11 protein-coding genes are annotated in these 12756 nt (G+C 43.0%); 8 read left to right on the plus strand and 3 right to left on the minus strand.

What is annotated here, in order from left to right:
- Window positions 1-8: 8 nt before the first annotated feature.
- Window positions 9-1694 (minus strand): type IV secretory system conjugative DNA transfer family protein, encoded by a 1686-nt coding sequence (locus ACKLNX_RS13905; RefSeq protein ID WP_412972808.1) that lies wholly within the window; start codon window positions 1692-1694, stop codon window positions 9-11.
- Window positions 1695-1889: 195 nt separating this feature from the next.
- Between ACKLNX_RS13905 and ACKLNX_RS13910 the strand changes: the two genes are divergently transcribed.
- A complete protein-coding gene (locus ACKLNX_RS13910; protein WP_412972809.1) occupies window positions 1890-2612 on the plus strand; it encodes a hypothetical protein in 723 nt (240 codons plus the stop codon).
- Between the two features lie 67 nt (window positions 2613-2679).
- Window positions 2680-3141 carry a hypothetical protein gene (locus ACKLNX_RS13915; protein ID WP_412972810.1) on the plus strand — a complete coding sequence of 154 codons (462 nt, stop codon included), beginning with the start codon at window positions 2680-2682 and terminating at the stop codon, window positions 3139-3141.
- 121 nt (window positions 3142-3262) lie between these two features.
- On the opposite strand, the gene ACKLNX_RS13920 is transcribed toward ACKLNX_RS13915, so the two are convergent.
- Together ACKLNX_RS13920 and ACKLNX_RS13925 are read right to left on the minus strand one after the other, a co-directional pair.
- Window positions 3263-4561: a DUF6538 domain-containing protein gene (locus ACKLNX_RS13920; protein WP_412972811.1), complete on the minus strand. Its 1299-nt coding sequence runs from the start codon at window positions 4559-4561 to the stop codon at window positions 3263-3265.
- A 349-nt stretch (window positions 4562-4910) separates the two neighbouring features.
- Window positions 4911-5096: a hypothetical protein gene (locus tag ACKLNX_RS13925; RefSeq protein ID WP_016390411.1), complete on the minus strand. Its 186-nt coding sequence runs from the start codon at window positions 5094-5096 to the stop codon at window positions 4911-4913.
- Window positions 5097-5739: 643 nt separating this feature from the next.
- On the opposite strand from ACKLNX_RS13925, the gene ACKLNX_RS13930 reads away from it, so the two are divergent.
- The 6 genes from ACKLNX_RS13930 (at window position 5740) to ACKLNX_RS13955 (ending at window position 12754) form a co-directional block, all read left to right on the plus strand.
- Window positions 5740-6258 (plus strand): plasmid mobilization protein, encoded by a 519-nt coding sequence (locus ACKLNX_RS13930; protein ID WP_412972812.1) that lies wholly within the window; start codon window positions 5740-5742, stop codon window positions 6256-6258.
- The gene (locus tag ACKLNX_RS13935; protein WP_412972813.1) at window positions 6248-7600 is read left to right on the plus strand and encodes a relaxase/mobilization nuclease domain-containing protein; all 1353 of its coding nucleotides are present in this window, start codon (window positions 6248-6250) and stop codon (window positions 7598-7600) included. Before ACKLNX_RS13930 ends, ACKLNX_RS13935 begins: the two co-directional genes overlap by 11 nt.
- Before the next feature lie 122 nt (window positions 7601-7722).
- Entirely contained in the window at window positions 7723-7902 is a 180-nt protein-coding gene (gene mads1, locus ACKLNX_RS13940) for a methylation-associated defense system helix-turn-helix domain-containing protein MAD1 (RefSeq protein ID WP_412972814.1), read from the plus strand.
- The gene (locus ACKLNX_RS13945) at window positions 7902-10289 is read left to right on the plus strand and encodes a type I restriction-modification system subunit M (protein WP_412972815.1); all 2388 of its coding nucleotides are present in this window, start codon (window positions 7902-7904) and stop codon (window positions 10287-10289) included. Before mads1 ends, ACKLNX_RS13945 begins: the two co-directional genes overlap by 1 nt.
- Window positions 10289-11578, plus strand: a complete 1290-nt coding sequence (locus ACKLNX_RS13950) for a restriction endonuclease subunit S (protein ID WP_412972816.1) — start codon at window positions 10289-10291, stop codon at window positions 11576-11578. The genes ACKLNX_RS13945 and ACKLNX_RS13950 overlap by 1 nt, the downstream gene beginning before the upstream one ends.
- 12 nt (window positions 11579-11590) lie before the next feature.
- Window positions 11591-12754 carry a DUF4268 domain-containing protein gene (locus ACKLNX_RS13955; RefSeq protein WP_412972817.1) on the plus strand — a complete coding sequence of 388 codons (1164 nt, stop codon included), beginning with the start codon at window positions 11591-11593 and terminating at the stop codon, window positions 12752-12754.
- The last annotated feature ends 2 nt before the right edge of the window (window positions 12755-12756 follow it).

Consider the following 12756-nt stretch of genomic DNA (forward strand, 5'->3'; position numbering starts at 1 on the left):
CTTTTGCATTAGTGCACCTCCTTATATCGAATATTCATTTGCGTATTAGGGGGCAGCTTTCCACCCTCTAGCGGGTTTTCATCCAGCGCGGCATTCCAAGACTTCACTAGGTTGTATGGCAGCCGCTCTGCGTATATTGGGGCTACGCCACCGACCAAAATGATTTGATCGGTATTGGGCATGCGCAGCACTTCTTCTGGTCGCATTAAGGCGCGGGTCGTTTCAGCAATAGAGTCTTTTAGATCTGCATCAGGGCTGGTTGCCGACGTACCAAAGCTATGGGTTTTAATAGTGTGGTTGCCCAGCATGTCTGATATTTCTTTTGCTTCTTCAAGCGATGAAACACCAAAAAATTGCTTGAGATCAGTTTGCGAGTAAAAGGTCTGTGTCGCTTCCTTACCGTAGATGCGTGACACTTCACTTTTTGCCTGACAGATAAACTGGCAGCGCAACCCATAACCGCGCAAAGCGGTTAAGTCATTCGCAAGACCAGGCAATGGAATGTTCGTCGCCTCATCCAGTAAGAAATGCACAGGCACATTGCCTTCAGTGCGGATCAATGACTTGATTGCCGCTTTAGTGACAAGGCCAATCCACGGCGCATAGGCTGCGCGGCGGTCATAGCGCGACATAATGTACACGCTGGTTTTTTCCTGTTTTAGCGCTTCAAAGGTAAAGTCACTTTTACTCACTGACTGCGCCAGCGGTGTAGAAGGGCTAAACGGCATAAGCACCTGCAATGCACCCGTTAGAAAATCAGCAAAGTAATCTTCTTCTGCATCCAGCAGGCCAGAGGTAAGTAGCGCAATATCACCAGATAGCGCAGTAGAGTTTGCCGCTTCTTCAAGCAGCGCTTTTAAACGCTTGGCGCTACTGACAATGCGAAACAATTCAGGCAAGGTGCAGCACGCTGGATTTTCAGCCGCCAGAAATAGCATGGCGGTCAAAATCATATTGCGAGAACCACTACGAAAGAACTTGTTCTTATCGCCTTCAGCAGGCTCAGGCAAAAGCTGGTGCACTAACTCTTGCGCGTCTGCTAAGGCGTTTTGATTCATTGGCGGGTACGCCATATCATCAATCACCATTTGCAGCGGGTTAAAGCAGCTATTAGGAAAGCCAAATAGCTGATCTGGATTGAGGTAAAACACTTTGTGTTTATGCTGCGCCTCACTCATTCGCGCAGTCATCGCGGCAATCTCGCCTTTAATGTCAGTAACAACTACCGAGGCCGCCTCGCTGTGGCCTTTCTCATCGCTTACACGATAACCGTGCAGCTTTGACGGCAAAGCAATTGAAATAGACTTGCCTGAGCCAGCAGGCGCTACGCATAAGGCATGGGTAAATGAGTAAAACATCGGGCGACCATTGAAGCAGCCAATAGGTACCCCATTATTCGGATCAAACAAGCCAGCCGTTTCGATGTCTTTTTCACTCGCAAAGCCAGCTTTACCAAACTTTTCAGACGGCGTTTCCGCCGCTTTTAAAAGTAGGTACTGATAACGGCCATGCAGCCATAATGGCCATGATTCTGTGATGTTCTTCCAGCTACGATAGGCGCAAAATGCGGCTGTTAATTCAGCAAGTATTGGCAGCTCAGCGCGGTGATAAACACAAGCACTGGCTGATAAGCCCCAAAACACTGCCCAACTGACAGGTTTTAGAATTTTGGATAGATCTTCTCTACGGATCATATAAGCCTCCATGCCCCTGATGACTCAGGAGCTATCTGGTTAAAATAATTTTTGAAGGCTTTGCAAAGCTAAGACGATAATAACGAAGCGGCGACAGCATGCCAGCGCTTCGCCGAAGCTTGCCAAGCAAATTGCCCCGCTTGTAAATTCAGGTATGATCTAGGGCTTTTTAAATAAAGTTTTGAGAGCGGGAATATGGTCAGGCGATATAAAAAGAAGCCGTTTTATGAAGCGTCAAAAATCCCGCAAGCGACGGTCTTTAAAGTGGTTGCCGGATACACAATGGGAATGAGTGCTCAAAAATGTGCTGATCAAGTTGGCATATCACGCCAATCCGTGCAAAAAATATTTACCGATATCGGTGGACGCGTTGCTTGGCTATTAGATGGCCACTTTCCAACCAGCAATAATAAAATGGGCGACTTCCTCACCAAGTTCGGAGATGTCGCAGTGTTTAATCAAATGCTGGAATTACTGAAAGACAAATCAGGTGAAATCCTAAGCCAGTATGGCTCAGAAATAAGCTATGAAGATTTTAAGAATTACAGAGATACGGGGGCAATCACTGTAAATGGCCAGCAAGGTCAGGAAAAAACGGCTACTCATCATTTTTTCCGTTATCGTATTTTAAATTTACTGATTCGTTTGTCTGAGAAAAACTATGGTATTCGCGAGGCGCAATACCCAAGGCACTATGCGTTTTGTAAGCTTTATTATCTGGTGTTAACCGTGATGATGTCGCAGACGATTAATGGGAGTAATGCAACTGGCGTTACCCACGCACAGATGCATGAAAAAATGCTATCGCAAGTCGATGAAGATAAACGCAATAAGCTAGAGTCAATGATATTTGAAGCCAAGTGCAATATGGTGTTGTGTATGCTGCTTATTTTTTCATTACATGAAGAGGCTATATAAGCGCTATTGAGTCTTTTTTCTGAGTCCCGTTATACTTTCAATTAAATAGGTTTTGTGGACTACGAAAATGAGAGCGATTTGTTCTGGGTGTGGTGAAAGTTTTTCTGACGAAAACTTAGATAACTGTGAATGTGGACGCACGGAATGTTATCGCTGCCTAGCCCTGCATAAACAAAAAACAGGACATTCAAGTACCAGTGACTTAGGACGGTTCCGCGTCCAGCTTAATGAGCAATTTACCAGAGCTTTCTTGAAGGATCTTGAAAGTGAATTACTCACTTATCCTGAAGTTGACCGTTGCTTCAACCTAGCCTTACCCCAAGTCGTTAGTACATCGGTTTGGTTGACGCATAAAAAACATGGTGAAAAGCATTTTGATTTTAAGATGACGCGAAAACAATACGAGCAATTACTGAATACTTTCGATAACAATAGCCAGAATGTGCTCAACTTTTATGTTGATCGGGTGACAACATACCTTCAGTTGGTTATTGAAGAATTAAATAAGACGGCGGTTGGCGAACCTTAGATATGTCAAAAGTTACTCTGGGGCGTTGAGAAGTATTTATTGTCTGTGCGTTTTGCATGATTTTAGTCTTGCGAAATAGTTTCAGCTTATATTTAGGTTATTCTGTCAACCTATATTTAGGTTATCTTGCCAAACATACATCAAAAGCGATTTTCTCCAACCATTCATGCTTTTTCTCTAACAGATGCCCACGGCCATATTTCGGGCCTCGGCTTTTATGCCCCATTAATTCATCAATCACTTCTTCTGGCGCACCAATATCGCGCAAGCGGTCTTTGAAGGTGTGCCGCAGTGAATAAAGTGTTTGTTTCGGCGTTGGCCGTAATTCGTTCTCACGTAGATATTTGTTAATCGCTGTGGATGCAGTATCTGAGTTGCTATAGCGGTGAAAGCCATGTGGCTGTTTTTGGAATGCATGCAAAGATGCACCGACAAGCGGGATCTTGCGATCAGAATGTGGTGTTTTTAATGCATGGCCTTCATAAGCCTGAATCCAAATGAACGGAATTTCTCCAGTAAGGATAATATCCTCTTTGCGCAGCCCAATCAGCTCTGATTCGCGCGCGCCTGTGTCGCTCATCGCGAATATCAGCATTCTCGCTTCATCATTTAGCCCAGCAAGAGCATCGCCCTTGAGCAAAGTATTTTGAACATAGCTGGCCTCAAAAGGCTGACGCGAATTTTTATCCATTTTAAATTTAAGCTCCTCAAAGAGGCGACGAAAATTTATATCTATTTCATTATCTAGGGCAATAGTGGCGAGAATGTCTTTCACATAGCCAAGGTTCTTATTGGCCGTATTGGCCAATATTTCCCGCTTGGCAATGCGGTCTCTTAATGCCGTGTGGAATTTAAGGATGTCTGAGCGCTGTAAGTCCTGTACCGCTTTATCTTTACCCAGTACATCAATAAAAAACATAAAACCAGCTTGTCTGGGATTGCGCCATTTTCTGATTTGGTTGGATGATTTGTTAACGAGCCGAATTTTTGTGATTTCCCAATACTGTTTTAAACAGTCTTTAAGCAAAACATTGGGTTTGTCGATACCGCCAAGCACGGCTTTTACCGTATCTGTGCTGTCTAATTCTTTGCTTATATGAGTAATTCGCCCAACGATGCGATCAATGGGCGCTTCGCTGATTTCAACGGCGCTGCGGTAATTAAGGTTAAAGGTTCTTGCGCGTTTTACTGCCAGTTTATAGTCAGTTTTAGGGCTGGGCTCGCCATGCTGAAGCACAAGGCTACGCCAGTATTCTTCAATAAAATCATTGTGAATCATTGCTTTGCGCATTGCCTCGCGGCGATCTCGCGTTTGAAGCGAGCTGCGCACAAATTTTCTAGGGTCAAAATGTGCCACATATTCTGGCACTCTGCGGCGGTAATAATACACGCCATTTCTTTGCATCAAGTAATCGGTCATCGTCCATGTATCCCAATTTGTATCCCAAAATGTAACTCAAATCGGGGATGCAACAGACGGAGCACTGCTTAGTGAAAAGCAAAATCGTGCTTATACAATATGTTACCGGATAATTATTTAAAATATTGTTAAGGGAAATGGCGGACACGGTGTCTGCCTATGTGGCAAGTGTGAAATTGGTTTTATTAGCAATTTCAATGCCTTGGTGTTTAACCCTTAAGTGATACTTTAAAATGTATCCCGTTTTATGCCTGTTTTAGTATCCCAGCGATTTTGAGTTACAAGTAAAGATCATGACCGATTAAGTCAATGAAAAACCGTAAAGCGAGAAACTCGCCTTTGGGTAAGTTTAGATGCTCACATTTTCGGCAACGGCTTGCGCGCGTGCCAAAGCTTTCTTCGTTTGCATTCTGGCTTCGTATTCACGCTCTAATCGTTCAAAAATAGGCAGGTACGTTTCGCCATGAATAGCGACAACTTTAGCCGCAACCTCATAAGCTTTTTTCAGTTCTTCGTCAGAAACACGTTGTGACATGGTATTACTCCTTTTGTTGTTAGCCACTCGATTTAACAACTTAAACCTTTGTTAAATCTTCCTGTGATAGAGTAATAAATGAAGATGCAATGAGGGAAGTGTCAACCCTAAAAGTAAACACTCCCCCTGTTGCATCCCCGATTACAAAAAGCAGCCTGACTTGGGGTATATAACCCCTGTAAAGTCGGGCTACTGCAACATGTCTATTAGATCATATTTTGGTTAAAAAACGCTTAACTATAGGTTGTTCTTCATATTCTTATGCCGCAATTATTTGAAATTCATACAGCCTGAATACTTATTCTGAAAATTATTTTTAACGTACCGTCTGGGCTTGTCTTCGCCTGTCATTGCTGATTAAAATTACTTGATGCTCAGCTATTTACGCACCCCTTTATTACTTTATAGGATGTCCTTAACTTAATTTTGGGATGCAATTTTTACGGGTAGTTTTTACCTTAAAGTGCAGGGCTAAGTCTGTATAACCCGATTGGTTAGCGTTAACGGAATGGTAAGGAATTTGCCATAAACTTGAAGTTGCCGATTACGCCAGATGTGTGTGGTAGTACCACACGGTCTGGGCAAGGGGTTGTATTACATAACCCCCGTTGCATCCCCATCGTAAATAGCGGAGGGGAAATCCATGAAAAACGAATTCAATAATTTAGGCGGCAATAGCAATTTGCCACCTGATAACTTGTCCGGCATTTTTAATGCGGCAAGTGATCCCAATCATCTCATTCTTGCAAAAAATGGCGAGGCACCAACTCCCAAGAAAAAACGGCAGGCACCGTTTTCTCTGCGGCTCAGTTTTAACGAACGTCAAGAACTGGAGCAGCGTTCTGAAGATGCAGGCATCTCCATGGGGAGTTATTGCAAGTATGCCATTTTTGATATTCCTCCTCCGCGTCGCGCAAAACGACCTGTGCGCGATAAAGCTGAGCTGGCGAAACTTCTGGGCTCTGTGGGTAAGATTGGTAACAACCTTAACCAAATCGCACGCCAGCTCAATGTACACGGCTCAATAGAAGTGCCAGAGCTTCAGCAAGCGCTGGAAGATCTGACACGAATCCGTGAATCTGTCATGAAAGCGCTAGGATATGCAGAGGATGACTCAGCACCGGTTTATCCTGACAGTGGAATGCAACGAAATGATCATTAAGGCCTCGCAACGAAGTGGTGCCAGAAATCTGGCTAACCACCTTGCGAATACACAAGACAATGATCATGTCACGTTACATGAAATACGAGGGCTGGCTGGCCAGTCTTTGCATGCGGCCTTATTAGAGATCGATGCGGTCTCTAAAGGTACGCAGTGCCAGCAGCCCTTGTTTTCTGTGTCCTTTAATCCGCCACAAGATGCGGATGTGAAACAAGGCCAATTTGATGCCGCCTTCGCCAAGCTTGAACAAAAGCTTGGGCTCACGGACCAGCCTCGCGTCGTAGTGTTCCATGAGAAAGAGGGACGGCGGCATTGCCATGTGGTTTGGTCGCGCATTGATGTAGACAATATGCGTGCAATCAACATGTCGCATTTCAAAAATAAATGTACAGAAATAAGCCGCGAGCTTTATTTGGATAACGGCTGGGCGATGCCCCAAGGCTTACAAAATAAAGCTGAGCGCGATACATTTCAGCTTGCCAACAGCGAATGGCAAAAGCTTAAACGCCATGGTGTTGATCCAAAAGAGATTAAATCACTCATCCAGAAAGCATGGCAAAGCTCAGATAATGGCGAAAGCTTTAAGCAGGCTTTGAAAGATTCTGGCTTGTTTCTCGCAAGAGGCGACAAACGTGGTTTTGTGGTGGTTGACCATACCGAGAAAGTTTATTCACTTTCCCGCCATGGTGGCATTAAAGCCAAAGAACTGAAAACGCGCTTGGGCTCGCCCGAAGATTTGCCATCTATAGCGCTTACCAATGTGCGTATTCGCAACATCTACACCAAAGAAATGCTCGGCAAGATAAATTCACTGAAAAACCAGCATAAGGCGCAGATGCGGCCTTATGAAGATCAGAAAGCTGCATTAATAAAGAAGCAGCGCCAAGAGCGGCGCGAGCAGCAAGAGCGCCACCGCTTGAAGCGCAAAGCCACTATGAAAGCAGTACGTGGCCGTTTCAGAAAAGGCGTAATGGGCTTTTTCGACAAAGTAACAGGTAAAGCCGAGCGCTTACGCCTGATTGGTCGTAAAGAACTCTATGCCGTAAAAGCTGAGCATTCAGAGGCGCGCCATAAAATGATATTCCAGCACAATCGCGAACGCGCTGAGCTGCAAAAACACATTCGCCAGAACAAAGAACGCCATCTAGATGAGCGCAGACAACTGGCTAAAAGCATACTGCAAATTCGTGCCGAGCAACGGGCTGAGCAGAAACACGATAAATTGCGCCAAGGCTTTGAGGATTCTACGCTAGACAAAGGCCAAGACAAGCCAAAACAAGATAAAGACGGCCAAGCTATCAATAGAGCCCGCAAAAACCGTAGAAGGCGTGATTTGGATTGATCACGCCATACATTTATTTGATTACAACCCTGTGTAGAAAACTATCCAAAAGTATCAGCTTTACCTTGCTCATTCCCCGATTTTCTCATATTCTCACCTATAGTCTCATGGTAGGTAAAACTATGTCCGATGAAATTATGACCTTGAAAGAGGTGGCCGACTATCTCAAGTTGGCAGAGAAAACCGCGTATCGACTGGCCGCAGAGAGTAAATTGCCCGGATTTAAAGTGGGTGGCAGTTGGCGGTTTAAGCGAGAAGATGTCCTTAAATGGATCGAAGAACAAAAAAACAAGGCTAAATAATGGATCATTCTGTACACAATAAACTTATATCTTTCGTTTGGAACATTGCGGACGACTGTCTTCGCGATGTGTATGTGCGTGGTAAATACCGTGATGTAATTTTGCCTATGGTGGTACTTCGTCGCTTGGATACATTGCTAGAGCCAAGCAAGCAGGCAGTATTGGACGAAGTTAAATTCCAGAAAGAGGATATGAATGCCACAGAACTTGATGATGAGCCACTAAAGGCGGCATCAGGTCAGGTGTTTTACAATGTTTCTAAATGGACGTTAAAAAGCCTATTCAGTACAGCCACCAACAACCAGCAAATTCTACTGGCTAACTTTGAAGAATACCTCAATGGCTTTAGTGAAAACGTTAAAGAGATCATAGAGCGTTTCGAGCTGCTTTCAAAAGTTCGCCATATGGCAGGTAAAGATGTATTGCTTGATGTGCTTGAGAAATTTGTTTCTCCGCATATAAACCTCACTCCTAACCAAGTAGAAGATCCAGACGGCAACAAACTACCAGCCCTAACAAACTTGGGCATGGGGTATGTGTTTGAAGAGCTTATTCGTAAGTTTAATGAAGAAAACAACGAAGAGGCTGGTGAGCACTTCACGCCGCGTGAAGTCATTGAGTTAATGACGCACCTTGTCTTTGACCCGATCAAAGATGATTTACCGCTAACAATGTCTGTTTATGACCCTGCTTGCGGTAGCGGCGGTATGCTCACGGAATCTCAAAACTTTATCGAAGAAAGATATCCCGCCGCCAATCGTGATATTTACCTCTATGGTAAAGAAATCAACGATGAGACTTACGCTATCTGTAAGTCGGATATGATGATTAAGGGTAACAACCCTGAAAACATCAAAGTAGGCTCAACGCTCTCAACGGATGAGTTTGCCTCAGATCGTTTTGACTTCATGCTTTCAAACCCACCATACGGAAAAAGTTGGGCTTCTGAGCAAAAGAATATCAAAGACAGCGGCGAAGTTATCGACCCACGTTTTAAAGTCGAGCTGACTGACTATTGGAATAATAAAGAAACCGTTGATGCAACACCGCGCTCTAGCGATGGGCAGCTTCTGTTCCTCATGGAAATGGTGAGCAAGATGAAATCACCATCTACAAGTCCGATGGGAACGCGAATTGCCTCAGTCCATAACGGCTCTAGCCTGTTCACTGGTGATGCCGGCGGTGGTGAAAGTAATATTCGTCGTTTTATCATTGAAAACGACATGCTCGACGCGATTGTGCAGCTACCTAACAACTTGTTCTACAACACAGGTATTACAACCTATATATGGCTATTGAATAACAACAAGCCAGAGTCTCGCACAGGAAAAGTTCAGCTTATTGATGCTAGTTTGCTATTCCGAAAGCTACGCAAAAACCTAGGCAATAAGAACTGTGAATTTGCGCCGGAACATATTGCTGAAATCACACAAGCTTACCTTGATTGTGCTGATATAGAACGGACATTAGGTGCTAATAACGATGCTGTTGGCATAGCTAGCCAAGTATTTAACAACGAAGATTTCGGTTATCACAAAGTCAATATCGAACGCCCTGATCGCAGAAAGGCCAAGTTCACGCCAGAAGCCATTGCGCCACTACGCTTTGATAAATCATTACTAGAAGTGATGGAATACTTGTTTGAAGAGCATGGCGATAAAGTCTACGGCAAAGGCTTTCTAAAAGGCATAAGCAAAGATATTTTAGAATGGTGCGAAGACAAAGATATTAGTGTTAATGCCAAAGCCAAGACTAAATTGTTAGATGAAAAATATTGGCAGAAGCTGCGCGCCATTCTTGAAGCTGCTAATCTGCTCATGCAAGAAATTGGCAGTGATGAATTTGACGACTTCAACCTTTTCAAAGTCAAAGTTGATGCTGTACTCAAAGAACAAAAGATCAAGCTTTCTGCACCAGAGAAAAACGCTATTTTAAATGCCGTTAGTTGGTATGACGAAAGTGCAGAAAAGGTCGTAAAGAAAACCGTGAAGCTTTCAGGCGTCAAGTTGGAAGAGCTGTTAAGCCATTTAGGATGTTCGCAAGATCAATTAGCTGACTTTGGTTATTACTCTTCAGGGAAATCAGGCGAATATATTACTTTTGAGCCAAGCTCAGATCTACGCGATTCAGAATCTGTTCCCCTAGCTCAAGAAATTCATGAGTACTTTCTTAAAGAGGTTAAGCCGCACGTTGAAGAAGCTTGGATCAACTTAGATAGCACCAAGATTGGTTACGAGATCAGCTTTAATAAATACTTTTATCGCCATAAACCACTTCGAGAACTGAGTGAAGTGGCAAACGATATTATTGACTTAGAGCAGAAAGCTGAAGGCTTAATTGCGCAAATATTGGGTGTTGATGTGGCTGAAGTTCAGGGAGATATTTGATGGATGCTTTAGCGGCAATGCCTAAATATGATACCTATAAAAATAGTGGAACGGATTGGCTTGTCGAAATACCCGAACAGTGGGAAATGAAGAAGGTTTTCTATTTCTTTACTGCTAAAAAAGGAGGCGACGCAGCAAGGCTTACTAAAGAATATTGTGGAGCTAATGAAGGGGATTTTCCAGTTTATAGTGGCCAAACTGAAAATGATGGCGTAATGGGAAAGATAAACCGTTATGAATTTGACTACTCAGCTAACGGATGCCTTTTTTCTACCACTGTTGGCGCTAAAGCTATGACCGTTAAATATTTGAAGTCCAAATTTAGTCTTTCGCAAAATTGCATGATTATTGTGCCAAGAATTGCAAGCGGAATTAACCTTAAGTACTTTTATTACGCTTTTCAGCCAATGTTTCAATTTTATCGTAATCAAATACCTGACCATATGCAGGCATCTTTTCGTATGGAGGATTTGTATCAATATCGCACACTTTTCCCTTCAATTGACGAACAGACTGCGATTACTAATTTTCTAGACAAAAAAACAGCGCAAATTGATGAAGCGATTGCTATCAAAGAAAAGCAAATCACACTGCTGAAAGAACGGAAGCAAATCATTATCCAAAAAGCCGTCACTCAAGGGCTTGATCCAGAAGTGCCAATGAAAGATTCAGGTGTGGAGTGGATTGGGCAGGTTCCTGAACATTGGGACGTGAAGCGACTTAAATATGTTTTAGAAGAAAGTAGTGAGCGCTCAAAAACTGGTGAAGAGCCCTTGTTTATGGTTAGCCAAGTGCATGGCCTAGTTGTTCGCGCTGATTATCATGACAAGTCTGAGGTGGCAGCTAGTAATATAGATAATAAAATAGTTCATAAGAATGACTTGGTTTTCAACAAGCTGAAAGCTCATTTAGGCGTTTTCTTTAAAAGCAACATTGATTTTAAAGGCTTAGTCAGTCCTGATTATGCTGTCTACAGATGCAAAGCCCATATCGTTGATGCCAAGCTATTAGAGCTTCTTTTTAGACACCCATCATACATCGAACAGTTTATTATCAGAGCAACAGGAATTGTAGAAGGGTTAATTCGGCTATATACAGGTGATCTATTTGATATATCTGTTCCGATCGCACCTGAAAATGAGCAATTAGAAATATTAGCTCATATCGAAAAGCAATCAAAAACATTTGATCAAGTAGTTGGTTTGCAGCAACGTCAAATTGAAAAACTAAAAGAATACAAAACCACTCTCATCAATAGTGCCGTTACGGGCAAAATAAAAGTGGCTTAACAAGGAAGTGAAATGTTTACAGTCGATTACCAAAGCAATCGTATAAAAGCAGTAAAAACCAAGACTTTCAGTGAGCTTGGCTTTACTGAGCGCAAACACCTGCAAGAGTGGCTTGCACATGAACCTTCAGCCTTGGGTGAGGAGTTGTTGATAATTCAAAAGGAGTTTGACGGCTTTGATGATACCCGTGAACGTCTTGACCTGTTGGCGCTTGATAAAGACGGCAATTTGGTCATTATTGAGAACAAGTTGGATGATAGTGGTCGCGATGTAGTTTGGCAATCTCTTAAATATGCCTCCTACTGCGCCAGCTTAACCAAATTACAAATTGTTGAGATATTCCAGCAGTACATCAATCGATACGAAAAAAATGCTAATGACAGTGAGGGCGCTCTGGCAGATGCTTCTTCTCAAATCTGTGAATTTCTCGATGCACCTGACCTTGATGAAGTAAAGCTGAATTTGGGCAACAGCCAGCGTTTGATGATGGTGGCAGCTAACTTCCGTAAAGAAGTGACCAGCACGGCGCTCTGGCTACTAGGCCAAGGTATAAATATTCAATGTTTTAAAGTTACACCGCACTCCCTCGGTGAACAGTTATTCATTAATATCGACCAGATTATTCCTACGCCTGAAGCTAAAGAGTTAATGATTGGTATTAGTGCCAAGGAAGCCGAAGAAAAAACGACTGAAGTAGTACTTAAAAATCGCCACAATGTACGACACCAATATTGGGAGCAAGCACTCGAAGTATTCCAAAACAGCTCATGCAAATTATTCAATAATATAAGCCCCAGCAAGGATCATTGGCTTTCCGCTGGTTCTGGCCTCAGCGGATGTCCATATGCTTTGGTTTTCCTTCAAAAAGAAGTCCGTATTTGGTTACAACAAGCCAGAACATCTAAAGAGGATAATAAATTTGTTTTCGACTTTCTTTATGAAAGAAAAGATCAAATTGAAGAAAGTTTTGGTGATACGCTGGAGTGGTTAAGGCTAGAAGATAAAAAATCTAGCCGCATTCAATATAGCTGCAATGCTGATGGCTTTAATAAGGATCATTGGCCAGAGTGGATACAATGGCATCTTAATCAAATGACAAAATTTGAGAAGGCACTAAAAGCACCACTACAGAAAGCATCCGAAGCATTGAAGAATAAGAATCAAGTACAGGGATAGGG

The organism is Glaciecola sp. MF2-115 (genome assembly GCF_047250385.1).
In the GTDB taxonomy this organism is placed as follows: Bacteria; Pseudomonadota; Gammaproteobacteria; order Enterobacterales; family Alteromonadaceae; genus Glaciecola.

Bases quoted from the DNA above. Each gene is read 5' to 3' on its own strand.
- ACKLNX_RS13905 (WP_412972808.1), bottom strand. From the start codon at position 1,694: ATGATCCGTAGAGAAGATCTATCCAAAATTCTAAAACCTGTCAGTTGG.
- ACKLNX_RS13910 (WP_412972809.1), top strand. From the start codon at position 1,890: ATGGTCAGGCGATATAAAAAGAAGCCGTTTTATGAAGCGTCAAAAATC.
- ACKLNX_RS13915 (WP_412972810.1), top strand. From the start codon at position 2,680: ATGAGAGCGATTTGTTCTGGGTGTGGTGAAAGTTTTTCTGACGAAAAC.
- ACKLNX_RS13920 (WP_412972811.1), bottom strand. From the start codon at position 4,561: ATGACCGATTACTTGATGCAAAGAAATGGCGTGTATTATTACCGCCGC.
- ACKLNX_RS13925 (WP_016390411.1), bottom strand. From the start codon at position 5,096: ATGTCACAACGTGTTTCTGACGAAGAACTGAAAAAAGCTTATGAGGTT.
- ACKLNX_RS13930 (WP_412972812.1), top strand. From the start codon at position 5,740: ATGAAAAACGAATTCAATAATTTAGGCGGCAATAGCAATTTGCCACCT.
- ACKLNX_RS13935 (WP_412972813.1), top strand. From the start codon at position 6,248: ATGATCATTAAGGCCTCGCAACGAAGTGGTGCCAGAAATCTGGCTAAC.
- mads1 (WP_412972814.1), top strand. From the start codon at position 7,723: ATGTCCGATGAAATTATGACCTTGAAAGAGGTGGCCGACTATCTCAAG.
- ACKLNX_RS13945 (WP_412972815.1), top strand. From the start codon at position 7,902: ATGGATCATTCTGTACACAATAAACTTATATCTTTCGTTTGGAACATT.
- ACKLNX_RS13950 (WP_412972816.1), top strand. From the start codon at position 10,289: ATGGATGCTTTAGCGGCAATGCCTAAATATGATACCTATAAAAATAGT.
- ACKLNX_RS13955 (WP_412972817.1), top strand. From the start codon at position 11,591: ATGTTTACAGTCGATTACCAAAGCAATCGTATAAAAGCAGTAAAAACC.